The sequence below is a fragment of the Mucilaginibacter celer genome, from assembly GCF_003576455.2.
GTDB classification, from domain to species: Bacteria; Bacteroidota; Bacteroidia; order Sphingobacteriales; family Sphingobacteriaceae; genus Mucilaginibacter; species Mucilaginibacter celer.
In genome coordinates this window covers 5,782,011-5,807,006 of sequence record NZ_CP032869.1, presented here as the reverse complement: position 1 = coordinate 5,807,006, position 24,996 = coordinate 5,782,011, and the positions used below count along the sequence as shown (strand labels likewise).

The 24,996-nt window shown below is 42.7% G+C and carries 20 protein-coding genes; 8 read left to right on the top strand and 12 right to left on the bottom strand.

What is annotated here, in order from left to right:
* Positions 1–268: 268 nt before the first annotated feature.
* From HYN43_RS24035 to HYN43_RS24025, 3 genes are read right to left on the bottom strand one after another with little or no spacing between them, the layout of a single operon-like run.
* Positions 269–514, bottom strand: a complete 246-nt coding sequence (locus HYN43_RS24035; RefSeq protein WP_119406445.1) for a CBU_0592 family membrane protein — start codon at positions 512–514, stop codon at positions 269–271.
* A complete protein-coding gene (locus HYN43_RS24030) occupies positions 514–2,379 on the bottom strand; it encodes an ABC-F family ATP-binding cassette domain-containing protein (RefSeq protein WP_119406444.1) in 1,866 nt (621 codons plus the stop codon). The genes HYN43_RS24035 and HYN43_RS24030 overlap by 1 nt, the downstream gene beginning before the upstream one ends.
* Complete coding sequence (locus HYN43_RS24025) at positions 2,376–3,032, bottom strand: NAD(P)H-binding protein (protein WP_119406443.1); 657 nt, start codon at positions 3,030–3,032, stop codon at positions 2,376–2,378. The genes HYN43_RS24030 and HYN43_RS24025 overlap by 4 nt, the downstream gene beginning before the upstream one ends.
* A gap of 379 nt (positions 3,033–3,411) precedes the next feature.
* On the opposite strand from HYN43_RS24025, the gene HYN43_RS24020 reads away from it, so the two are divergent.
* From HYN43_RS24020 to HYN43_RS24010, 3 genes are read left to right on the top strand one after another with little or no spacing between them, the layout of a single operon-like run.
* A complete protein-coding gene (locus HYN43_RS24020; protein WP_205589818.1) occupies positions 3,412–4,191 on the top strand; it encodes an MlaE family ABC transporter permease in 780 nt (259 codons plus the stop codon).
* A gap of 1 nt (position 4,192) precedes the next feature.
* Positions 4,193–4,984 (top strand): ABC transporter ATP-binding protein, encoded by a 792-nt coding sequence (locus tag HYN43_RS24015; RefSeq protein WP_119406442.1) that lies wholly within the window; start codon positions 4,193–4,195, stop codon positions 4,982–4,984.
* Complete coding sequence (locus HYN43_RS24010; protein ID WP_119406441.1) at positions 4,981–5,811, top strand: MlaD family protein; 831 nt, start codon at positions 4,981–4,983, stop codon at positions 5,809–5,811. The genes HYN43_RS24015 and HYN43_RS24010 overlap by 4 nt, the downstream gene beginning before the upstream one ends.
* Positions 5,812–6,072: 261 nt before the next feature.
* On the opposite strand, the gene HYN43_RS24005 is transcribed toward HYN43_RS24010, so the two are convergent.
* The 6 genes from HYN43_RS24005 to HYN43_RS23980 form a co-directional block, all read right to left on the bottom strand.
* On the bottom strand, positions 6,073–7,956 hold the full coding sequence (locus tag HYN43_RS24005) for a retaining alpha-galactosidase (protein ID WP_205589817.1): 1,884 nt from the start codon (positions 7,954–7,956) through the stop codon (positions 6,073–6,075).
* Between the two features lie 194 nt (positions 7,957–8,150).
* Positions 8,151–9,041 carry a hypothetical protein gene (locus HYN43_RS24000; protein ID WP_119406440.1) on the bottom strand — a complete coding sequence of 297 codons (891 nt, stop codon included), beginning with the start codon at positions 9,039–9,041 and terminating at the stop codon, positions 8,151–8,153.
* Positions 9,042–9,105: 64 nt separating this feature from the next.
* A complete protein-coding gene (locus HYN43_RS23995) occupies positions 9,106–10,341 on the bottom strand; it encodes a family 16 glycosylhydrolase (RefSeq protein ID WP_205589816.1) in 1,236 nt (411 codons plus the stop codon).
* A gap of 42 nt (positions 10,342–10,383) precedes the next feature.
* Positions 10,384–12,270 carry a glycoside hydrolase family 30 beta sandwich domain-containing protein gene (locus tag HYN43_RS23990; RefSeq protein ID WP_245447002.1) on the bottom strand — a complete coding sequence of 629 codons (1,887 nt, stop codon included), beginning with the start codon at positions 12,268–12,270 and terminating at the stop codon, positions 10,384–10,386.
* Between the two features lie 617 nt (positions 12,271–12,887).
* Positions 12,888–14,801 carry a 7TM diverse intracellular signaling domain-containing protein gene (locus HYN43_RS23985; protein WP_119406439.1) on the bottom strand — a complete coding sequence of 638 codons (1,914 nt, stop codon included), beginning with the start codon at positions 14,799–14,801 and terminating at the stop codon, positions 12,888–12,890.
* 186 nt (positions 14,802–14,987) lie between these two features.
* Positions 14,988–16,478: a glycoside hydrolase family 30 protein gene (locus HYN43_RS23980; protein ID WP_119406438.1), complete on the bottom strand. Its 1,491-nt coding sequence runs from the start codon at positions 16,476–16,478 to the stop codon at positions 14,988–14,990.
* Between the two features lie 223 nt (positions 16,479–16,701).
* Here HYN43_RS23980 and modA point away from each other — a divergent pair, with 223 nt between their 5' ends.
* From modA to HYN43_RS23960, 4 genes are all read left to right on the top strand, one after another.
* Positions 16,702–17,478, top strand: coding sequence for a molybdate ABC transporter substrate-binding protein (modA, locus tag HYN43_RS23975; protein WP_119406437.1), 777 nt, complete (start codon positions 16,702–16,704; stop codon positions 17,476–17,478).
* Positions 17,479–17,493: 15 nt separating this feature from the next.
* Positions 17,494–18,165: a molybdate ABC transporter permease subunit gene (gene modB / locus HYN43_RS23970; RefSeq protein WP_119406436.1), complete on the top strand. Its 672-nt coding sequence runs from the start codon at positions 17,494–17,496 to the stop codon at positions 18,163–18,165.
* Positions 18,162–18,794 (top strand): sulfate/molybdate ABC transporter ATP-binding protein, encoded by a 633-nt coding sequence (locus HYN43_RS23965; RefSeq protein ID WP_119406435.1) that lies wholly within the window; start codon positions 18,162–18,164, stop codon positions 18,792–18,794. The genes modB and HYN43_RS23965 overlap by 4 nt, the downstream gene beginning before the upstream one ends.
* A gap of 180 nt (positions 18,795–18,974) precedes the next feature.
* Positions 18,975–20,222 carry an RDD family protein gene (locus tag HYN43_RS23960; protein WP_119406434.1) on the top strand — a complete coding sequence of 416 codons (1,248 nt, stop codon included), beginning with the start codon at positions 18,975–18,977 and terminating at the stop codon, positions 20,220–20,222.
* A gap of 71 nt (positions 20,223–20,293) precedes the next feature.
* On the opposite strand, the gene HYN43_RS23955 is transcribed toward HYN43_RS23960, so the two are convergent.
* The 3 genes from HYN43_RS23955 to HYN43_RS23945 form a co-directional block, all read right to left on the bottom strand.
* Complete coding sequence (locus HYN43_RS23955) at positions 20,294–20,920, bottom strand: hypothetical protein (protein WP_119409101.1); 627 nt, start codon at positions 20,918–20,920, stop codon at positions 20,294–20,296.
* 119 nt (positions 20,921–21,039) lie between these two features.
* Positions 21,040–21,318, bottom strand: coding sequence for a NifU family protein (locus HYN43_RS23950; RefSeq protein ID WP_119406433.1), 279 nt, complete (start codon positions 21,316–21,318; stop codon positions 21,040–21,042).
* A gap of 31 nt (positions 21,319–21,349) precedes the next feature.
* Complete coding sequence (locus HYN43_RS23945; protein ID WP_119406432.1) at positions 21,350–22,438, bottom strand: Mrp/NBP35 family ATP-binding protein; 1,089 nt, start codon at positions 22,436–22,438, stop codon at positions 21,350–21,352.
* Between the two features lie 115 nt (positions 22,439–22,553).
* Between HYN43_RS23945 and HYN43_RS23940 the strand changes: the two genes are divergently transcribed.
* Positions 22,554–24,806, top strand: coding sequence for a transglycosylase domain-containing protein (locus HYN43_RS23940; protein ID WP_119406431.1), 2,253 nt, complete (start codon positions 22,554–22,556; stop codon positions 24,804–24,806).
* Positions 24,807–24,996: the final 190 nt, after the last annotated feature.

Genomic DNA, 24,996 nt, shown 5'->3' with positions numbered 1-24,996 from the left:
CCTCCTTGTTCCACTTTTGGTAAGTCTTAAGTCGTAAGTTTTAAGTCTGAAGTAGGCTTGTTAATACGTTTATTAAAGACTTGTTCCACGTGGAACGTTATTTTAAATTCTCAGTAGCGAGTTTTAAGCTTTATATAAATAAGCTTAGAAGCTTAGTTTTTAAAAGTTCCACGTGGAACTTTTGCTTTATATTGATCTGATAGTTTTACTAAAGTGACTGTTGACTCTCTACTTAGAACTTCAGACTTAATTCACAAAATTACCCCAATTAAACAGATGTTCCACGTGGAACCCTGAATAATGATATTAAAGCTACAAATGCCCACACGCCTTCCAATACCACAAAAGGGTAGAAGTTTACCATGAACGATGCATAGCAGCATGTGCCTGCACCTATAAAGTTCATGAGGCTGTAAGCTTTGTTTTGAGCCGATAGTTTATTGGTTAAATTCAATAAAAAGGCTATCAAAAGGATGATAACACCTGCTGATGCTATAATATCTGATGTTTTCATTATCCTTCGTTTAGCTCGGTTAGTTCCATCCAACGGGCAGTTTTGTCATCCAGTTGGCTGTTTAAAACTTCTATCTGCTTTAATAGTTCATCCAGCTTTTTAGGGTCGATACCTGAAGCATTTAGTTGGTCGTTTTTATCTTTGATATTAGCTTCAATAGCGCTGATCTCGCCTTCTATGCCTTCCAGTTCTTTAGCTTCTTTGTAGCTTAGTTTGCTTTTCTTGGCGGTAGGAGTAGCTTGCTGTGCTACCGGCGCAGGCTTTTTAGCTTGTTGTTTTGCTTCTTCCAGTTCTAAACGGTAGGATGAATAGTTGCCATTGAATATGCGTACATGGCCTTTCTCTTCCATAATGAATAGCTGGTCGGTTAGCTTATCCAGTAAATACCTATCGTGCGATACCATCATCAATACGCCGCCATAGTTGGTTAAAAACTCTTCCAGTACGTTTAAGGTATCAATGTCCAAATCGTTGGTAGGCTCATCCAGAATCAGGAAGTTGGGGTTCTTCATCAGGATGCTCATTAACTGTAAACGTTTCTTTTCGCCACCGCTTAGCTTTGATATAAAGCCGTATTGCTTGGCAGGAGGGAAGAGGAACAAGGTAAGCAGGGCAGAGGCCGAGATGGTTTTACCATCGGCCATAGTAATAAACTCTGCTACATTTTTTACAATATCTATTACACGTTCATCCTCTTTAAATGTAATACCTGCCTGGTGAAAGTAACCTATTACGGTTGTTTCTCCTTTTACTACAGTACCGGCATCGGGCTGTAAACTGCCTGTAATGATATTTAATAAGGTTGATTTGCCACTACCATTACGGCCCGCCAAGCCAATCCTATCACCTCTTTTAAACGTATAGCTGAAGTTATTGATGTAGGTATTGCCATTAAATGATTTATAGAGATTATCCATCTCCATAATTTTATTTCCCTGGCGTGCTGTTTTAACGCTTAGCTCTACCTTATCGCGGGGGCCACCATTTTTGGTTTTCTCTTCCAGTTCGTAATAGGCATCAATACGTGCTTTTGATTTGGTGCCACGGGCCTGAGGTTGGCGGCGCATCCATTCCAGCTCTTTCCTTAACAGGTTAGAGTTTTTCTGAAATGCTGCTTCGTCTGCTGCTTCACGCTCGGCTTTCTTTTCAAGGTAATACCCGTAGCTGCCATTGTAGGGTTGTATTTTGCCACGGTCTATCTCCAATATCTCGTTACATACATTGTCCAGGAAATACCTGTCGTGCGTAACCATTAATATGGTTTTATTGCCTTCGGTTAATAGTTTCTCCAACCATTCTATCGTATCAATATCCAAGTGGTTGGTAGGCTCATCCAGTATATAAACTTCCGGATCTTCAATAAGCAGTTTGGCTAATGCCAAACGTTTCTTTTGACCGCCCGATAGGGTAGTGATCTTTTGATTTAGATGATGGATATCTAACCGGCCTAAAATAGTTTTGATCTTGTACTCATACTCCCAGGCATCAACCTCGCTCATTTCTTCCATCACTTTCTCGATGGCTTTGGCATTGTCCGGCTCATTTTCCATCAATTCCTCATACCTGCGGATAAGTTGCTGCTGCACGTCATCTGCATGAAAAATATAATCACTGATGGTAACCGCGTTTTTAAAATTTGGATCCTGCTCCAGGTAGCCCATATTTAAATCGCGGGCCTGCACTACTTTACCTTCGGTAGGTTTAATAGTACCGCCAAGTATTTTTAACAGGGTTGATTTGCCGGCACCGTTAACGCCTACCAGTGCAACCTTGCGGCCGCGGTTAATACCTATGGTTACATTTTTAAATAACCAGTTGTCATGAAATTGATGGCCAAGGTTCTCGGCGGATAGATAAGTACTCACGATATTTGTTCTATTTTATCCGACTCGTGTATAAATACACCAGTCGCGTTTTTTATTGATTGTTTATACATGGCCATGGCAACAGTAGCGCCCTCAATGCTGCGGTATTTTTTGTATCGCCCAACAAACAGCGGATTGATCAGGCTCATGATAACAGCTACTACTTTTTCCATGGGCCTTTTTTCGTTCCTGTCGCCGGTTAAGGCTGAAGGGCGATAAATATGCAGTGTTGGCAAACCTATAGCTGTAATATCCGCTTCGGTTTGGCCTTTGGTTTTAGTATAAAAATTGCCTCCGTTAATATTAGCGCCTATAGACGATACCAGATGATATTGTTTAACGCCATTTTGTAAGGCTAATTGTGCTAACTGCACAGCATAATCATGGTCTATTTTGTAATAGACACTCAAATCCGGGGTTTTCTTTTTGGTCGACCCCAGGCAACAAAACACAGCGTCGCCTTTCAACTCTTCCAAATAGGATGTGAGTTGATCAAAATCTACCACAAGCTGCTTTAATTTATGATGTTCGATTGGTAACTCTTTTCTTACCAGGATCAATACTTCGTCATAATAGGCTTGTGTTAATAAAATTTGCAGGAGATGACTGCCAATAAGTCCGCTCGCGCCTGCTACAATAGCTTTTTTGGCCATTACTTATTGATTTTTTGCAAAAATACGCATTATTATATTGTCGATTTTATTACATGTTGTAACGTGCTTTTTAGTGAGTGGTTGATTAGGTGAGTAGTTGTTTTGGAGTGAATTTCTAACCACTCACTCAATCAACTATTCACCATTCACTTCCTGGAGACCCAACCACTTACCATACATAAAACAAAAGATAAATACCATGTGTTTACCTTACAAGTTCACTTACAATTATAACCGAAGAGCCATCTCCCTTTCCTGATCATTGACGTACCCCTGTCGTAATCAGCACTACTTGATACCAGTTAAGTGAATTTTATTGAAAGTTCAAAAACAATTGAACTTTATTTTGTTGTAATTAACAATTATTTAAGATCAAAAAATGGAAGCACAACAGGAACTAAGCGGGTGGCGGAAATGGATGGAAGGCATAGGCGACTATGTGCTGTTCTTTTTGCGATTTTTCCGCAACATATTTACCGGCGGCTTTGAATGGTCGGAATTTGTGAGGCAGTGCTACGAGATAGGTTACCGATCTATGATGCTGGTTGGCATTACCTCATTTATTATGGGCCTGGTGCTTATTTTGCAGTTACGCCCTTCGCTGGTTGATCTGGGGGCCGAGGCGATGTTGCCTAAAACACTTTCTGTGGCCCTGGTGCGTGAGATAGGGCCTGTAATTACGGCCATCATTTGTGCAGGCAAAATAGCCTCAAGCATAGGTGCCGAGCTGGGTAGTATGAAGGTTACCGAGCAGATTGATGCCATGGAGGTATCGGGTGCCAACCCGGTGCAATACCTGGTTGTTACTCGTGTACTGGCTACCAGTTTTATGATACCCTTGCTGGCTATTATTGGTGATGCTATTGGTCTTTTCGGTGGTTTCCTGGCTTTGAATTTTACGGATAGTATCAGCTTCTCCCTTTATTTTAATAAATGTATCGCTTCGTTGGATTTTACTGATCTGCTGCCAGCTGTAGTTAAAACTGTGCTGTTTGGCTTCGCGGTGGGGTTTGTGGGATGTTATAAAGGATACCATTCCAATAAAGGTACCGAGAGTGTAGGTATTGCCGCTAATTCGGCGGTGGTAACGGCTTCGTTATGGATCTTTATTATTGATGCCATTGCTGTTCAGATAACCAGTTTGCTATTCTATAAATAAGATGAAAAAGGCAGACGAACATATCGAACCAAAAAAAGAAACTCCTGAAACCAAACAGGAAGTAGTAATCCATGCCAAAGGCATCAAAAAATCATTTGGTAAAAAGCAGGTACTTAAAAATATTTCTTTCGATTTAAAGAAGGGGGAGAACATTGTGGTACTTGGAAAATCGGGCCAGGGTAAATCGGTTACTATACAATGTGTTGTAGGGATGCTTACGCCGGATGCCGGTAAGTTAGAGGTTTTTGGCGAGGATGTAACCGCGCTGAACGATGATGAGTTGAAGCAGTTGAGGATGAAGATAGGTTTTCTTTTTCAGGGAGGGGCGCTGTACGATTCGATGACCGTGAGGGATAACCTCGAATTTCCGCTAACAAGGGTTTTGAAATTGAAAGATCAGAAAGAGATTACCAAAAAGGTAGAAGGTGTATTGGACGCCGTTGGCCTGTTAGATGCCATTGATAAAATGCCTTCCGATCTATCCGGCGGGATGCGCAAAAGGGTAGGCCTGGCCCGTACGCTGATAGTTAACCCCGAAATTATGTTGTACGATGAGCCTACCACCGGTCTGGATCCTATCACCTCGCGCGAGATCAGCGAACTCATCAACCGCCTGCAACGCAAATACGAAATATCATCCATCATTATCACTCATGATATGGAATGCGCCCGCATCACTGCCGACCGGATCCTGGTAATGAACGAGGGAGAATATATAGCCGAGGGCTCATATAAAGAGCTCGAAAAATCAGACAACGAAATGGTCAGATCATTTTTTAACCAACCATCATGAAAACCACATCATCCCAAAAAATAAAAATCGGTCTGTTCACCTTTTTAGGGTTGGCAGTGCTGTTAGTGGCCATATTTTTAATAGGCAACCAAAAAAGTCTGTTTAACTCAACGTTCCATGTGTACGGGCGATTTAAAAATGTAAGCGGCCTGCAGGTGGGCAATAATGTACGCTTCGCGGGCATTAATGTAGGCGTGGTACAATCTATCAATATTGTAACGGATAGCTCGGTACGTGTTGATCTTACTTTAAATAAAAGCGTAAAAAAATTCATCAAAAAGGATTCGAAGCTGAGCATTGGCAGCGATGGTTTGATGGGGGATAAGCTGGTGGTGATAGCACCGGGAGGTATAGTAAGTCATGAAGAGATTGAAGATGGCGGCCGATTAAGTTCGATAAACCCGGTTGATGTGGATAAGATCATCAATAAACTTACCCGCGTTGCTGATAATGCCGAGGCGCTTACTACCAATCTTACCGGCATAGTGGCCAAGATCAACAATGGCAAAGGCAGCATAGGCCGTTTACTTAACAGCGATAAAATGGCGCGCGATTTGGAAGGCACTGTAAAACAGGCCCAAACAACCATCAAAACCGTTCATAAAACCACCAACACCCTAAACGAAGACCTTACCGCCGCCCAACATAACTTTTTGCTGAGAGGTTTCTTTAATAAGAAAAAGAAAATGGAGCAAAAGCGCCAGGATAGTATCCGCAAGGCACAAGAAAAGATCCAGGAGGATAAGGAGAAATCAGCAAAGGAGGCGCAAAAGCAAAAAGAAAAAGCCGCTAAGGAAGCGGCTGATAAGCAGAAGGATAATAATTAAGTAATTGATAGTTAGTATTTTATAATAAAATCGTCATTGCGAGGTACGAAGCAATCCCCAATATACAGAGAGACAATGAAGTCCGCCCTGTACAGTCGGGGATCGCTTCGTACCTCGCAATGACGTGACGGAGGCCCTTGTAATTATCTCAAAAAAAAAAGAGAATTAATTCACCTTCTCCAACCTTGCAGCCCAACCTCCGCCCGAAGCTAACTTAACATTCAACTTATCTTTAGCAGAAACATTAACCACTGTACGTTTTTAGTCAGTACCATCCCTATCCGCATTTACACCATCTTCAAAAATCACCGCTTTATAAGTACCCTCGCCTAAAAAGGAAAAATCGATAGTCAATTCACGCGCATCCCAATTGGTCATAGCACCAATGTGCCACGTGGAACCTTTTCGGCGGGCGATGGCTACGTGCTCACCAACTTTCCCGCTTAAGGCCACGGTTTCATCAAAAGTTGTAGGCACGGCGGCTATAAAATCTGTGCTTTCCTGTTCTTTTTGGTACGCTGTTGGGTTATCTGCCATCATTTGCAGCGGAGCTTCAAATATGGTGTACATGGCCAGCTGATGGCAGCGCGTACCCTGGCTCATAGGATTGCCATTTACCGGGCGGAAATTGGCTTTGCTGGCATTGCGCATAGCACCAGGCGTATAATCCATAGGGCCGGATAACATGCGGATAAATGGGATGCTTACATCATAACCGGGATGATCCTTAACGCCCCATTTTACATTTTCCAAACCTTTAACTCCTTCAAAATTAAGAATATTTGGAAAAGTGCGCTGAATACCGCTTGGTTTGTACATGCCGTGATAATCAACTATTAAATGATGATCGACTGCTTTTTGGGCGATCTCATATAAGGAGGAAACCATTTTCTGATCATCGCGATCTATAAAATCTATCTTAAAACCTTTGATCCCCATGGCAGAGAATTTGGCCATGGCCGCGTCGGTTTGGCGGGTGAGGGCATACCAGCTTGTCCACAAAATAAGACCTACGTTTTTCTGTTTGGCATAAGCTACCAGTTCGGGCAGGTTAATATCCGGCGAGATCTGGTTCAGATCAACAATGTTCGACCAGCCCTCGTCAAGCACTACATACTCCACCTTATTGGCCGATGCAAAATCGATATAATATTTATAGGTAGGGTTGTTGATGCCTGCCTTAAAATCAACATGGGTAATATTCCAGTTGTTCCACCAATCCCAGGCAACTTTACCCGGTTTTATCCATGACAGGTCTTTAACCCTGGGTGGTTCGGCCAATTTTTGAACCATATCACTGTTAGCCAGTTGTTTATCGTTTGTACTGATAACCACAACCCGCCACGGAAAACTTCGGGTACCCAAAGTTTTGGCAATATAATCGGCACGGCCGTTAACTACATAGTTCATATTGGCATATCCACCGGTGGTTTCTACAGTAGGGTATTTGGCAAATGCACCCTGTAAACTTTGGCCTGCACCGGTTAAATACATACCCGGATAATCCTGCAGATCAGCCTCGAGGATAGCCGCTTTTTTACCGTTGCCCACGTCAACTAAAACCGGTAAAAAAGCCAGACTATCTTTGGTAACTTCGGATAGTTTCAGGTTACCGTATAATGCTTCGAAGGATGTTGTCCATTTATCTTTATTACGATAATCGTTTACAAAGGGGAGCCAGGCTTTATCATCGGCCTTAAAATTAAAACCAGCTTCTTCGTTAGTAATGGTGATATCATCATTTTTTTGAGTAACGAAGCGATAGGCTACACCATCATCATAAGCCCTGAATATTAAACTGTAATCTCCTTTAAAACTGATAGTTAACTGGTTGTATTGGTCATGAACCTTATCTTTTTTATAGATAGGGGTGCTGAAGTATTCGTTTTTTACTGAGGTTTTGGCACTTTTTACAATTGGTAGTTTTCCCAATACTTCGCCGCTTTGAAGCGTTAAGGATATTGCCGCAGGTGTAATGATTTCTGTATCCTCATGTTTTACCCACCATTGGATATTACTGCCCGTTGTTATACTCAGATCGATCTTGCCATCGGGAGATTTTACATGATAGTTTTTTGATGTTTGGGCTATTGTTATTGATGCTGAAAAGCATACAAAAAATGCGGCTGCGAGAAATTTATTCATTGAAGATGGGAATTACCAGGTTTAACGATGGTTTATCGTTAACTAAACTAATTAATAATCAGCTTAATGAGTGATGATTTTATGACGATTTGTGGTGAGAAATAAACGCGGAGTTGTCTGAATCAGAATTGTCTGAACAGGAATTTGGGGGAATTAAGAAATTTATAGAATGAAAAATTGATTACTATGTTGATTTACAGCGAAACCTTTAATCCCCCAAACACCCTAAACCCATTTCGATATGCCCCATTCATCTGTGTTTTATCAACTTCGCCGCTGTTTAGATAAAGCTCATCTGTACCATTACCTGTCTGCCAGTGCAAATAGCCCGCTCCGGCTTGTATCCCGATATTTTTAGTAATATCATAAACTAAACCGCCACCCAAATTAAGTCCGTATCCGTTTGCATGATGCCGGTAGCTAACCGGGTGCTGAAAAGTAGTGATCAGGTTCCAGTTACCCTGCGCGTTGTAGCTAACCTGGTTATAGGTAACATCGGCATTAAAATGTAATTGATCAACAAGCTTTAACGAAGCAATAGCCTTAATAAAAACACCTTTCCAATCGGTTGAATAACTGCTGTTTAAATTGGGGAAGCGGTTGGCACTTCCATATAAAAACAAAGATTGCTTGTTATCACTATAACCCGCATAAGGAGTAAGCCTAAATAAATTGTTGTTAATTAGTTGATAGCCAGCGCCAACAAACCAACCCTGTGTATGCCCTTTTCCGGCATCAAAAGTTTCGTTATAGGTATTGCCGCTACGGTTATCGCCACTATAGTCCGAATCATTTACCGTGCCCGATGTGATGAACTGCCGGGTATAATAACCATAAAAAACAAATTTTTGGTACACATTCCATTGCAGGGAGGCAGCAAGGCTTTGCCCGCCCAGCTTTGTCCATTTTAATTCCGAAAAAACGTTAGGATTTTGCCCGCTGCTGTTGCCGGCTATCGACCAGCGGAAGTTTTCGCGCTGATAGCCGTCAGTAATATCTATCTGTACCTTTTTATCAGCCGTTTGTGCAAACAGCCGTGCAGATGATATCATCAGTAAAAAACAAAAGCCAGTAAATTTTTTCATACGTAGGTTTAAAAAAGGAAGCCTGCCCCTGTAAAAGGAGCAGGCTAAATATATCATTTTTAAATTATTGGTTAACACCAAAAGCTTCCCAGCCCGATGCGGTTGCGCGGGTACAGGTCATGGCCTGGGTACCGTTCTCGCTCGAGATGAATTTGCCGTTGTTGCCCCTGAAGGTTACTTTACCATCGGCAGTAGCTACCCAGTCAAATTTTTCCCAATCGCCAATGGTGGTGCGGTTACAGGTAATGGCTTGTGTACCATTTTCTGATGATACGTATTTGCCCATGCTTTGCAGTGCAACTTTGCCGCCGCCTGCATCAACTATGGTAAACTGCTCCCAGGCCTGTGCAGTAGCGCGGGTACAAGTCATGGCCTGGGTACCGTTTTCGCCGCTTACATATTTGCCGTTGAAGCCTTTTAGGGTAATGGTTTGACCGATAGGTGGATTGCCTGGGTTACTGGTACCCGAAAGGTCATAAACCCTCACATAATCAACCACCATGCTGCAAGGCAACGCGCCATCATTGATGGTATTGCCTGGCAAATCGCCTCCGATAGCCAGGTTTAGGATAATGAAGAACGGATTGTGGAACGCGCCGGTGTTATTGATGTTATTAGCAATGTTGCCGGTAACGTACAGCGTATTATCCACATACCAGCGGATAGAGTTGGCATCCCACTCAACCGCATAAGTGTGGAAGTTTGTTGGCGAAGTGGTAGTGCTGCCGCCATATTGTACGTGACCGTTATTGTTCCAGTGCATGGTGCCCAAAATGGTGTTTGAGGTGTTCACCTGCTCCATAATGTCAATTTCACCGCATTGTGGCCACCCTACGCTACCTATGTTGGCACCCAACATCCAGAAAGCAGGCCATGTACCTTGTACAGCAGGTAATTTAATGCTGGCTTCGATACGACCTGATGTTGGCTGATACTTACCGGCAGTAGTTAATTTAGCCGATGTATAAGGCTGGCCTCCAACTGATTGCTTACGTGCAGTAATGGTTAGGAAACCGCCCGATACGGTAGCATTGGCTGCCTGGTAGTATTCCTTTTCGTTATTCACGTTGGGGTTACCTACGTCAATGTTCCAGTTACCGGTATTAACGCTGGTACCATTAAATTCATCGCTCCACAGCAGGGTACCGGCACGGGGTGTAGTTGTTGAGCCTGTGCTTGCATCCGGAGTTTTAATGGATGGCGATGGTTGTTTGTTGAGGTCCTTACTGCAGGAAGAGAACAGCATGACCAGGGCGGATACTGCTAAAGCACCCTTCGCAAAGGTTAAAAGTTGTTTCATAATAGTGGTATTTGGTAAATAAATAATTGGTTTTGCTGATAATTACTGGTTTACCCCAAATGCTTCCCAGCCCGATGCTGTTGCCCGGGTACAGGTCATGGCCTGGGTTCCGTTCTCGCTTGATATAAATTTGCCATTGTTACCACGCAATGTCACTTTGCCGTCGGTTGTGGGGATCCAGTCAAATTTTTCCCAATCGCCAAAGGTTGTACGGTTACAGGTAATGGCTTGTGTGCCGTTTTCTGAGGATACATATTTGCTCATGCTTCGCAGGGCAATTTTGCCGGCACCGGCGTCAACTACAGTAAATTGTTCCCACGCCGATGGACTTGGGCGATTACAATTCATGGCCTGTGTGCCGTTTTCGCCGCTTACATATTGGTTATTAAAGCCTTTAAGTGTGATAACCGAACCTATAGGAGCCCCGGTACCAGTGCCACCGGTTGATTGTGTGCCTGTCCATTTAAAAGTAGCTACGGCACCTGCGGCTAACGTATAGGTAAATGATTCGGCACCCCATTTCACTTTAAAAGTGCTGCTTGATGAGCCGTTATTAAGAGCGATAAGCACCTTGCTGCCATCCGAATTTTTAAAGGCCACGTTTTGGATACTGCCCGAAATGTTTGACGAAATGCGCACAGCCCCCGGCCTTACAAATTTTGAAGCATGACCAATAATGTAGTAACCAACATTGCGGGTGATAGATGTGCCGCTAACTGTTATGCCGCCTAAACAGGTACTGCAGCCGCCATTGGTATGCGGGTTATTGTTAGGGTCGGCAGCCAGGTTCCATTCTAAAACGTTGCGGCTCCAATTGCGGGTAGCGCCGATAATGAGGGTGTTTACATGCCATGACAGGTCGCCGCCAAAATTGCTTGGTGCACCAACCCATTGCTCGGTAAAGTAAACGTTTTTGCTGGGGTAGGAGTTATGCATATCGGTTAACTTGTCGATAGTGCCGGCATACAGGTGAAATGCCGAACCGTCTACATAAGGATTGGCTCCGCCATCGGCCAGTACGGTTTGAGGGTAATCAATCCTGTCGGTATTATGATCGTAGGCAATAATTTTGGTTTGAAAACCGGCAGCCCTGATTTGCGGACCCAGGTTGTTTTTGATAAAATTGGCCTGTTCATTAGGCTGCATCACCATACTTGGGTTATTATATGGATTAAGCGGCTCGTTTTGAGGCGTAATGGCATCAATGGTAATGCCCTGGGCCTGCATAGCTTGCAGGTATTTTACAAAATAGCGTGCGTAGGCATCATAATAACCGGCTGCCGTATTCAGGCTGCCACCGGTATAGCCGTTATTGCCGGTAGTATTCACCTTCATCCAGGTTGGGGCCGTCCAGGGGGTGGCTATAATTTTTATGGATGGATTAATAGCAATGATTTTTTTGAGTATCGGCAGCAGGTCCTGATTTTCGGCACTGATGCTGAAGTTGTTCATGTTAAAGTCGCCGGCGGTTTGGTTGTAGGTAAAATCACTGGCGCTGAGGTCAGAAGCGCCTATGCTGATTCGGATATAGCTGATACCGATTTGGTTGGTACCGGTACCAAAAAGTTCATTCAATACATTGGTTTGGTTACTGCCCAGACCGTTAAGCAACCCGGCACTGCCGCCGGTTAAGGTAAAACCAAAGCCATCAATACCCTGAAAGGTTTGGTTTTCATCAACAGTTACGGTAGTTGCGTTGGTACCGGCATCTGCAGCGAAATTAAAACTGGTTTGGGCCTGGAGTAATTTAGATTGATCGGCTGTGGTAACCCAGGCATTAACCACTTCGTTGGCAGCACGGGCTACGGTGCCTGAGGTTTTCTGCTCAGGAACATCACCACGGCTTACATCCTTTTTACAGGAATAAAACACTACAGCAGATAGCAGGGTGAGGGCTGCCAGCCACTTCATTTTGTAATTGATTTTCATTGTTTATTATTTAGTTGATTGATTTGAATGCGTAAAAATCAGGGCACAAACAAACCGGCCCCACAAATAAAATGTGACAAACACATTTAACTGTAGTTTAATAATGTCCATTTGGCTGTGCAGGTGATTTAATGTAAGCACGTGCAAACAGGATGGTTTTTCGGCAGGTTAGTTTATGTATAGTTTAAAATCGGTTATCACAAATCTACATCAATTTAAACGTAACAAACAAATAAAATGTTCATAAATAATTGATTTATAGTATATTATGCTAAATTTAATACGCTTGCATCACATTATTTAAAAACCAAAAAATAAGTTTAAATAGTTTGTGTAGCGTTTTTGTTGCAATGATTTTTTTTTGCTGATACGCTTATTTCGCAATTAATTGTAAGGAAAAAAACTTGTATAATATAGCTGCAGGCTATAGGTGTATAGATTACACGAAGCGAACCGTTGATTGGTTTTGATTACGTTGATTTCGCTGATTGTCTGAACCGTGATTTGGGGGGATTTGTGGGATTGATGGATTTTTGTCTGAAGCAGGATTTGGAGGATTTGTGGGATTAATAGGATTTTTTGTCTACAAATCCCCCTAAATCCCGGTTCAGAAAATCTTATTTATCCGTAACCGAATTATCTATCACCAGCTTACTCCAGCCCTTATCGCCGGCGTTTTTGATCTCCTTTTTGCGCTGCTCCATTACTTTTTTAATGCGCGAGCTATAAGCCCAGCACGTGCTTTGGCGGATGGACAGGATTTCGGATAATTTATGTGATGAGATCTTGCCCTTGGTTGAGTACATCAGGAAGATCATATAAAAAGCTTTATTGATAGGGATGCGGGTGTTTTGCAGGATGGTGTAAGCGATTACCGATTCCTCATAACCGCATTTTGAGCACCGGCGACTGTAGGGCAAGTGCCCGCTGCCATAATGGGTATTGCTGCATTTGCGACAGGCATAACCGTTTTCCCATTTCAGATCCGACAGGAATTTGAAGCAGGTTTCCCTATCGGGATAAATGCGGCTAAACTCTTCAAAATCAACCTCGGTGAGCATTACCCTGTCGTGGGTTACTTTTTCGATATCATTGTGGAGGATGATATTATCCTTTTCGAGCAGTACATTCATTCGGGAAATTTCCTCGGCCTGTTGTTGTAGTAACTCGTTAACCGATTTTAGTTCCTCGTTTTGCTCGGCAATCATGGTCGATTTTTCAACCAGTTCGCGGGTGCGCTGCTGTACCTGTTCTTCCAGGCTTTTGTTCAGAATGTCTTTCAGCTCTTCGTTCTGCTTCATCTGGGCTATGATACTGAGCTGGGCATCATCTTTTTCTTTTTTAAGGATGCGTACCTTATCGCCAATAGCAAAGGAGATGAACAGCATCTCCATAATAAAACAAACGCTAAGGCTGTAGTAATCAAACTCGGTTACCGGTAACCACCAGATATTTAGGGCAATACAGCTTTTAATTACAAAGCCGGTAAGTAAAAAGGTGTAGCCGATAACAAAAAAGCGGGCTGGTTTATAGCCTTTGATGAGCACATAGCAACCTGCATAAAATGAGATGCAAAGAGGTAAAAACTCGATGATCTTGTAGTTAAACCAGGCCATATTGATGGTGATACAGGCCAGGAAATAAACACACCTGAAAATAATAACACCTTTAATTACTTTATTAAGTACCGGCGCGTTAACTTTTAAGTTAAGCAGTTTTTGTGCAAAAAGGATAGCGAAAATACTGGCCGAAAACAGGGCGATGCCGTAAGCATAATTATTAAAGCCGGGATTATTTGGCCAGATATATTGATAGGCTATGCCATCGGCACACATTTCATATAAACCGATGCTGAGATTGTAAACAATATAATACAGGTATTGCACCTGGCGCATGGCAATAAACATCATGAAATTGTACAGGCCAAAAACCAGGATCATGCCGTAAAACACCCCGAAAAAGAAATACTCATCGAGTGCGTAACCTATAAAACGGCTTACGGTACGCATTACCATGATCACGTTTACTGAGTGCCCCGCTTTAATGCGGATATAATACACATCATCGGGCCCGCTATTGCTGTTGATGTTTACACTAAAATTTTTGTGCTTGTAAAACCGGGCGGCAAAGGGATGACTGCTGCCCAGCGATGTTGCCTTATAAGTTTCGCCCATAGGCGAGTAAACGGTAATGCTATCAATAGTTTGATCAAAAAACTCCAGGATCCAGTTGTTATTGGTTGAATTGGCTTTGCCAATTTTAATGCGATACCAATAGGCCGAGTTATTGTGATGGGTTACCGGGGTTGGTTCGGGGTTGGGTTTAAATTTACCGGCGAGGTAGGCGGCGTGAATACCATCGAGACCGAGTTTATTGGTGGTATCTTCAAAACAAACAATTTGTTTGTATTCAAAAATATGCTGATTTACCTTATCGTTTATTTGTACGGTAGTTTGGGCTTTTACGCCGGCAGCACGACATAAAAAAAGGGCAGCAACAACTACAAGATACCTTAGTACAAGTTTAAACATAGGCTCGGCAGATGGATGTTTTTCGCACCTGCAATGTTGGTTTCATTGCAGGCGCGAAAGAAATGGTTGTTTGGTTAGCGTCAGGCCGGATACAATTATAATATATTTATTTTTTTAATCCTATTAAAAGTACGTTATACAGTTATTTAAAATGCTAATTTTTAGCACGTTTTGGTTAAAATTGGGTTATTGCCATACATAAGTAGCTACCGCACCGTTGGCTAATGTGCTTGTAGCCGATTTTCCGTCAATCTTAAAATTAAATGTTTGCTGGCTTCCGCTCGAGTTTAGTACAATAAGCACTTTGCTGCCATCGGTATTTTTAAAGGCAACGTTGGGCAATGCACCTACTGCGGTTGATGAAATACGCACCGCACCAGGGCGTACAAATTTGGATGCATGGGCTATAATGTAATACGAAACATTGCGTGTAACATCTGATGATGAATTGATGGTTAAAGCACCTTTACAAACATCGCAGCCTCCATCAGTATGCGGGCCGTAAGTTGGATTGGTAGCCAGGTTCCATTCAAGTACGTTGCGGCACCAGTTGCGGGTTGCACCAACTATAAGGTTGGTAACGTGCCAGTTAAGGTCGCCGCCAAAACCGCCGCTTGCCGGGGTATATTGCTCGGTGAAGTACAGGTTTTTGGCAGGATAGGCATCGTGTACCGCCTGCAAATCATTGATTTGACCATTGTACAGGTGGAATGCCGAGCCATCAACAAAAGCACTGGCCGCTGCATCTTTAAAAATATCCATCGGATAGGCGGTGTTATCAGCATTATGATCCCATACAATGATTTTGGTATTCAAACCTGCCGCTTTAAACGCCGGGCCCAGGCTGTTTTTAACAAACTTGGCCTGATCGCCAGATTCCATGTACATAGCCGGGTTATTATAAGCATTAAGCGGCTCGTTTTGCGGGGTAACCGCATCAATGGTAATACCTTCGGCTTTCATAGCCTGGATGTATTTTACAAAGTATTTGGCATAGGCATCATAGTAAGCCGGGTTAAGGGTGCCGCCTTTAAAACCATTAAAACCAAGGGTATTAAGCTTCATCCAGGTAGGGGCCGTCCAGGGGCTGCCTAATATTTTGATATTTGGATTGATAGCCAGTATTTTTTTAAGGATAGGGAGTAAATCAGTTTTCTCCATATCGATAGAAAAGTTTTTCAGATCGACATCGTCTTTAACACCTGGCAAAACTTCGTCATAAGTATAATCTGTAGCGCTCAAGTCGGAGGCTCCGATGCTGATGCGAAGATAGCTGATGCCGATGTGATTATCATCGGTAGAAAAAAGATCTTTTAGCAGGTCGTCTTTTTTTTGTGCCGTCATGGCGTTAATTACGCTGGCGCTGCCCCCGGTAAGGCAAAAGCCAAAGCCATCAATAGTTTGGTAAGAGGTACCGGCATCAATATTAATGGTTGTTGTGCCCGAGCCTGCTGCCGTGCTAAAATTTATAAGCGTACTTTGTTTGGTAAAGGTCACGCTTTGGTCGGCCGTGGTGAGCCACATAGCCACATCACTTTTAGTTGGTGTAACCGGAGGATCGACCGGTTTGGTAGGCGTGGTAGGTGTAGCGGTTGATTTTTTGCCGCAGGCCTGCCCGCTAAAAACTCCTAATGTAATACATGTTGCCAACAGCACGTGCGTAAAATTCTTTTTCATGATGGATACAGAAAGCAACTAAACTTATGACGGTTTAAAAGCCTTATTTTTGTTAAAATTTGGTTTATTTGATAGCTTAACATCACTAATATATAAAGCGGTTGCGGCTATAACAAGAGCCTTATTGTGGTGTTATAGTATCAAAAGCTGCATTTTGAAAAATTATGATACGCTTCGATACCAAACGCAATCGATACCATCAAGCCGAAAAACTATAAAACCAATGAAAAACGAACAATACAATAACAAGCCAAAAAAAATTATATTTTTTTTATTGGCGCTGTTTTTTTGCGCCGCGGCGCCGGTTTTTGCACAAAATATCAAGGTGGCCGCAGCTGCTAACCTGCAACCCGTGATGGAGGTTTTACAAAAGGATTTTAAGCAGAAAACAGGCATCAGCATTGATGCTGTTATAGGCTCGTCGGGTAAACTGGTAGCGCAAATCAGCAACGGGGCACCCTTCGATGTGTTTTTATCTGCCGATATGGATTTTCCCGAAACGCTTTTTAAAAATGGTTTCGCCAAACAAAAACCTGTGGTATATGCCTTGGGGAGCCTGATCATTTGCAGCACTCAAAATATAGGTTTTGATAACTGGGAACGCCTGCTACTGAGTGCACGGGTAAAAAAGGTTGCTATAGCCAACCCGGCAATAGCTCCGTATGGTAAAGCCGCCGAACAGTTGCTAACAGGTAAAGGCATTCTCGATGATGTAAAACCCAAAACAGTTTATGGCGAAAGTATCTCGCAGGTAAATACCTACGTTACTACCGGGGTGGTTGATGTTGGCTTCACCACGCAATCGCTGGTTAAGGAAGTGGCTGATAAAACCCCGCTGTTTTATAAAGTTATCGACCCTAAAACATACGATCCTATTTTGCAGGGCATCGTGATACTGAAACATGGAGCCGATAATGCCAATGCCGATAAGTTTTATAAATATATACTAAGCCCGGCCGCAAAAAGTATTTTCAAAGCTTACGGCTACCGGGTGCAATAATTTGTATTTTTATTGATGGACCTGTCGCCCATATTACTTACCTTAAAATTAGCAGGTATTACCACGCTGCTGTTGCTGCTTATCGGGCTGCCCTTTGCCTGGTGGTTATCGCGTGGGAAAGCGTTTTTTAAAATCATTATTGAAGCTATAATTACCATGCCGCTGGTGCTGCCTCCATCGGTTTTAGGTTTTTATTTGCTGCTGGCTTTTAGTCCGCAGCATGGTTTGGGTAAATGGCTGCATGATAGCTTTGATGTGCAGCTGGTTTTTTCTTTTCCGGGATTGATCCTGGCATCTGTTATTTACAGTATGCCTTTTATGATAGGCCCGGTAAAATCGGCCCTGCAAACTTTACCTGCTTCATTGGCCGAGGCATCCTTTACTTTAGGTAAAACCCGCTGGCAAACCTTTTGGCATGTATTGTTACCCAATATCAAACCCTCATTATTTACAGCAACTGTTTTAACTTTTGCCCATACTTTGGGCGAGTTTGGCGTGGTGCTGATGATAGGCGGCAATATCCCAGGGGTTACACGCGTCGCTTCTATCGCTGTTTATGATTCGGTGGAAAAAATGGATTATGCCTCGGCCAATAATTATTCGTTGATATTATTCGCTATCACTTTTGTTTTGGTGATAGCTGTGTTTGTGTTTAACAGGTACCAGGCAAAAAGCCCCTTAGCATGATCAGGATCAATATAGAAAAAAGAATGAGGGCTTATAAAGGAGAACAGGTACTGCGAATAGACAGAACTTTTGTTGCCGGCAGCATTACAAAAATTTACGGGCCCTCCGGCTCCGGTAAAACTACGTTACTGAAGCTGATTGCAGGACTTTCTAATCCGGATGAGGGTGAGATTGTAGTAAACGGCAATCCCTGGTACGATTCATCCCGCAAAATTAACCTGTCGCCCCAAAAAAGAAATACTGGCTTTGTGTTTCAAAACTATGCCGTGTTTCCTAACATGACGGTTTTGGAGCATTTGAAATATGCTGTTAAAGACGCCGAATGGATAAAACGCCTGCTGCATTTAGGCCGGTTGGATACTTTAAGTACGCATAAACCGGATCATCTTTCGGGAGGGCAGCAGCAGCGGCTGGCTATTTTACGAGCGCTGGCTATTAAGCCAAAAGTGCTTTTGATGGATGAGCCATTTTCTGCATTGGATAGTAAGATGAAAATGGAGTTGATAGGCGAGTTGAAACCGCTGCTGAGCGAATTGGGTGTTACTACTTTGATAGTAAGCCATAATCAGCAGGAGTTGGAGTTTTTTGAGGGGGAGGTAATGGATTTTGAGGAGATAATTGATAATTGAGGAAGGTTGTAGATCGTTTCTTACAGAGATTTTAAAGATGCAAAGGTTTTTTAGCGCTTCTGCACTTTTGTGCGTTTAATTACAATTGGTGTTCTCATCAGTCTGTCGGTTTTTATGCTGCTGATTATTAAATATTTACTAAATTTATAGTAGTCAAATATAAACCTAACCCCCATATTTATGCCCGAAAAATCTTCTGTAACTCTAATTGCCGAACGTAGAATGAAAAGGAAGATAGCAGGTTTATTTGCAGTACTAATTGCGGGAGTTACAGTCATCTTACCCCCTGCGTTGATATCGCCTGACTACGCTCTTAAAGGAGGATTGCTTTTATTCCTTATTTTTTTCACCTTTTATAAATCTCTTTATCGTTTTTTCTTAACAAACTTTAATAAAGATGATCTGCGTATTCTGATTGACACAGATTTTACTACTTTACCTGAAAAAAATTTTGTCCTATACCTTCGCCCTTTTTTATCAGATGAAGAAAATGGAGTTTACAAAACAGGGCTCACTCTTCCTATGGAAATGCCGTATTCTAAGCTTTATACATCTGAGGAACAAATAGTTAAACCTTTTGAGGGAGTTGGGTTAGATGTTATAGCCATTGATAATCCAAAACAAGCGCAAATAATACTTGGAGCAAAAAGATATAAGGTAGAAAATGATCAGGATTGGTATAATGTTGTAAAAAAGCTAATTGAACGGGCAAACTATATTTGTGTTAACTGTGCTTTATCGCAAGATGGTTTTAAAGCGAAAGGGCTTGGTCGGGAAATTAAACGATGTTTTAGTAAAAAAGGATATCGCAATAAGACATTAATATTGATGCCTGGTGAAAAAAAGCAGGCAAATAATTTGCGCATATTATTTCAACAATGGAGAATTGGGTACGCATTGCCAACTTCTATTAAATTTAATAATAAAGTTTATGGTGGTATAAGCTATTTTTTTAAGGGGGTGCCTTCTTTTTTTCCTTTTGAAACAGCGCGATTAACTAACGATTCAAGGTTTTATATCTGGGGTGGGATAATTGATTTTATGCGGGTGCATAGTAATTATGCTTTTGATGAGCGTGCATCAATTGTAAGATGCTTATTGGCCAATGTTATTGATTTGACGGCGATATTTTACTTGTTTAAACTTTCAAAAAACTCTGATTTGGTTATGGGTGTTTTTGTATGTGTTCTTGGATGTTTTTTATTGTCTTTCAGTTTAGGTAGGAGGCTTCTTAACATTCGAATTCGTGATAGATCTGGAGCTCCTGTTCAGGGAGGGCAGCTATTTTTTCGGCAACAGTTAAAAGCTTTAGTTATAATTTTGATGCCGATTACGCTAATAGGATCTTTGCGCAATAAGAGGTTTACTTGGGCTCATGATTTACTATGTAAAACAGATAAATTTCCAACCAAAAGAAAACAGAACTAACAGTGTGCTAATGGATATTAAAAAAATACCGCCGCCACTTGGCCGGAGCCTGGCATTGGAGTTATATATTTTTATTTCTTACTATCCGCGTCAGAAATAGTCTTAATCAAACTACCCCAGGCCAAAGGATTTAGCAGCGGGTTGGGTGTAAGCGAGTGTTGGTTAAGAATGCTGGTATGCATAGCCTGCGCATTGGCCGATTGAATTTCCTGTGCATTGCGTGGCAATGTATTGTACAATGCCATTAACGTTGCTTTGCTGATGTTTTTGCGGGCAATTTCCAGATCATCGTCCGCCAGCTTAATGGTGAGGAAATCCTTCTTAAACTCATCGGTAGTAGCCCATGGAAATACGTGGAAGGTTGGCAGATTAATGATCTGTGCTTTTAAGGCAACCTCGGTAGTGTAGCTTTTGTTGGCTACGTTTGATGGGATCACCACTAACATCTGTCCGTAACCCACGCAGCTAAAGCGCAGGGTATCGCGCTCGTGTGCCACAAACGAAAAATATCCTTTATAGTTGCTGGTATTAACCACCTTGTTGGCCGATAGGTTGGTTATGGTTACATATGGTATGGTAACCTTCGAGCTATCGGCATTGCGTACAATCCCTGTAAATTGCACAATAGGCCTGTCATTGCTTTGCGCCAAAGCACCCATCGATACTAACAGAAAGAATAAAGCAACTAAATATTTCATAAAATCATTAACTACTTGGGCCTGCATATATTACGCCTGCACGGCAAAAATAGTTTTCAAACATTATCAAAAGTACCTTATAACGGCTAATTAAGTAGTGTATTTAACACTTCTTAACATTAGCGCAGGTTTTCGGGCAGCACCGCATTCGGATCATCAATATCCGTTAGGTTGATGGCTTCGATAGCTGTAACCTCGGGCACAGCTTTTTTAATAGCCTGCTCAATACCTGCCTTAAGCGTCATGATACTCATCGGGCACGATCCGCACGAACCCAATAGTTTTAATTTAACTACATTTTCAGGGGTTATCTCCTCAACAGAAACATTCCCGCCGTCGGCCTCCAGATACGGACGGATGGTATCTAATGCTGCCTCGACCTGACTTAATAAACTCATTTTTATTAATTTATAACGATATGTAAAGTTATTAATTATTTGCAACATTTTCGGCACTCAACGCCTTCGCGTTTGATATGGCCACCTGTTGCGCTACACGCTGTGCCATCTCAACAAAAGCGGCCGTCATCGGGCCATCTTCTTCAAGCACAGTAGGTTTACCGGCATCTCCCGAATCGCTGATGCCTTTAATCAAAGGAATTTCGCCTAAAAACGGTACCCCAAGGATCTCGGCAAATTTCCTGCCGCCGCCTTTTCCAAATATGTAATATTTATTTTCCGGCAGCTCGGCAGGGGTAAAATACGACATATTTTCAACCACACCTAATATCGGCACATTAATAGCCGGCATCATGAACATGCCCACACCTTTCTTGGCATCGGCCAAAGCCACATTCTGCGGAGTAGTTACAATAACCGCGCCCGTTACCGGGAAACTTTGGGTTACGGTGATATGGATATCGCCGGTACCGGGTGGCAAATCCACTACCAGATAATCCAACTCGCCCCAATCGGCATCGTTGAACAATTGTTTTACCGCTGTTGATACCATGGGCCCGCGCCACGGCACTGGCTGGTTTGGATCGGTAAAGAAACCTATCGATAACAGCTTGATACCATATTTTTCAATCGGCTCAATGCGGGTTTTGCCGTTCTCTTGCGTAGCCATCGGGCGTGCGCCCTCTAAACCAAACATAATGGGGATTGACGGACCGTAAATATCGGCATCAATCATCCCTACTTTTGCACCGGTTTTTGCCAGTGCCAAAGCCAGGTTAACCGATACAGTTGATTTACCTACGCCACCTTTGCCCGATGCTACTGCAATAATATTTTTAACACCCGGAACCCCGGTGTTTTTCTGCGTGGTAACCCGCGAGGTCATGTTGATATTGATCACGGCCTCTTTGCTCACAAAATGCAGGATGGCATTACGGCAGGCATTCTCGATCATGGCCTTCAGCGGGCAAGCAGGGGTAGTCAAGATAACCGAGAAGCTTACGTTGTTGCCATCGATATGGATATCCTGGATCATGTTGAGGGTAACCAGGTCTTTTTTCAGGTCCGGCTCTTCAACATTGCCCAGGGCTTGTAATACTTGTTCTTTAGTAATTGTCATAATATGAGGCAAATTTATGAAAACCGGGCGTTGATTGGCTTTGCTTAGAAACAATTTGATGAAACATCCGTTTGCAGGGGATAAGATTTAGTTTAGTTTTGGATAAAATTGACAAATGAAGCGCCTTAATCCTAAATATATACGCATAGCCGCATACATCCTTGTTCCCTTAATTCTTATTCTGCTTATCGGCGGATATATTGCCTACTCAAAACGCGAAGCCCTGCTTGAAAAAGCCATCAACAAAGCTAAGTTAAAAGCCAAAAACGAGTATAATTTAGATGTAAAAATAGGTTCGGCCAAATTTACCGGTTTAAGCACGGTGGCATTTTCGGATGTGAGCATTGTGCCTGAAGGCCGCGACAGTTTATTGAACATCAAAAACTTTGCGGTTAGCGTGCGGATTTTACCGCTGGTTTTGGGCGAGGTAAAGCTATCCGATGTAACTTTAAAGGATGGCTTCATTCATCTTGTAAACAACAAGGGGGTAAAAAATTTCGATTTTCTATTTAAAAAGAAAAAAGATACTACAGCTACCGGCAATAAAGCCGATTTAAGTGTACTGGCCGATAACCTGGTTAACCAGTTGCTATACAAAATTCCGGATAACCTTTCGCTCAATAATTTTACCATCAGCTTTAAAAGCGATAGCGACCAAGTCAAGTTGCAGGCTCAAACCGCGTTAATTAAAGACGGACAGCTAACATCAACCATTAAAGTTAACGATGGCGAGGCTACCTGGCACTTTGCCGGTAAAATGCACCCATCGGATAAGGACATTGATGTGATGCTTTATGCAGATAATAAAAAAGTGGAGTTCCCGCTCATCGAAAAAAAGCTGCATCTCAAACTGAATTTCGATACGCTGCAAACCAAGCTTACCAAAGAAGATCATAGCAGCGGCGAAACCAAAATTTCGGGCTCATGGTCGGTTAAAAACCTGCTGATCCATCATCCCGGCATTTCATCAACCGAGATTGTTTTTCCTTCTGCTTCTATAGATGCGGATGTTAGTGTAGGAACAAACTATGTGGCTATCGATAGCACATCACTCATCCACATAAAAAAACTAACGGCACATCCTTACATCAAATACACACTTAAGCCAACCAAAATTTACGAGTTGAAAATCAATACCGGCTGGCAAAACGCTCCTGATGTTTTTGATTCTTTCCCTTCGGGGATGTTCGACGCGTTGGATGGTATCCAGGTGGCCGGCAAGCTGAACTATCACATGAATTTTTTCATGGATACTTCAAAACCGGATGACCTGATTTTTGATTCGGGTTTGGATAAGGATAATTTTAAGATCCTGAAGTTTGGCCGTACCGATCTCTCCAGGTTGAACAGTCCGTTTGTTTATACGCCTTACGAAAACGGAAAACCAATGGCACCGCACCTGATTGGTCCGGATAACCCGGAGTTTACCCCGCTAAGTCAGATCTCACCTAACTTAAAGTACGCGGTAATGACTGCCGAAGACCCGTCATTTTATACCAATCATGGTTTTGTGATGGAAGCCATCCGCAAATCGATAGCTACCGATTTTAAAACCAAAAAATATAAGCGCGGTGGCAGCGGCATTTCGCAGCAGCTGGTTAAAAATGCCTACCTGAGCCGCGAAAAAACCCTGGCCCGTAAAATTGAAGAGATCATGATTGTGTGGTTGATAGAGAACAATCGCATCATGACCAAAGACCGTATGCTGGAGGTTTATTTTAATATTATTGAATGGGGACGCGGCATTTACGGTATTGCGGAGGCTTCACACTATTATTTCGGCAAGTCGCCATCAGAGCTTAGTCTTGGCGAGGGCATTTACCTGGCCAGCATTGTACCATACCCTAAGGGCGGCTTGTACGCTTTCCAGCCGGACGGTACCCTGCGACCGGGGCTGCACGGCTATTTTAACCTGATAGGTAAACTGATGGCCATGAAGGGCTACACCGCCCGCGATACCAATGCATACGGCTTTTACGACGTAAGACTGAAGGAAAGCCTTCGCCGCCAGATTGCCCCTGTTGATACTGCTACTGCCGATAGCCTGATGAAACAGGGCGGTGCCGATGATGATGGAATTTTACCTGTGGTAGAAGAACCGGTAAAACGACCAAACTTTTTCCAGCGTTTGTTTGGCAAAAAAGATACCACCGAGCAAAAGGCCGAAGAAAAGCTGAAACAAAAAGAAGAAAACCTGAAAGAGCAGATCAAGGCACAGATTGAAGCCCTGAAAGCCGAATACAAAATTAAGATAGATGCGGTAGATACCACAGGAGGCCGAACCCGTAAGGAAGTGCGGCAGGAACGGCGACGGTTGAAGGATGAAGAGAAGGAGAAGGAAAAAGAATTGAAAGATAAGATGCCGTAAGGCATGGAAAGGGGCGAAAGCCCCTTTTTTATTTGATGTTGATAGGAGAATAGTCTCCGGGCCGTGATTGCGAGGTACGAAGCAATCGCGAACCATACAGAGTGGATCTGCCTACGTGCGATTGCTTCGTACCTCGCAATGATGTGCTGGTGATAAAGATATGCTTAACCAGAAAAATCTCTTTACAATT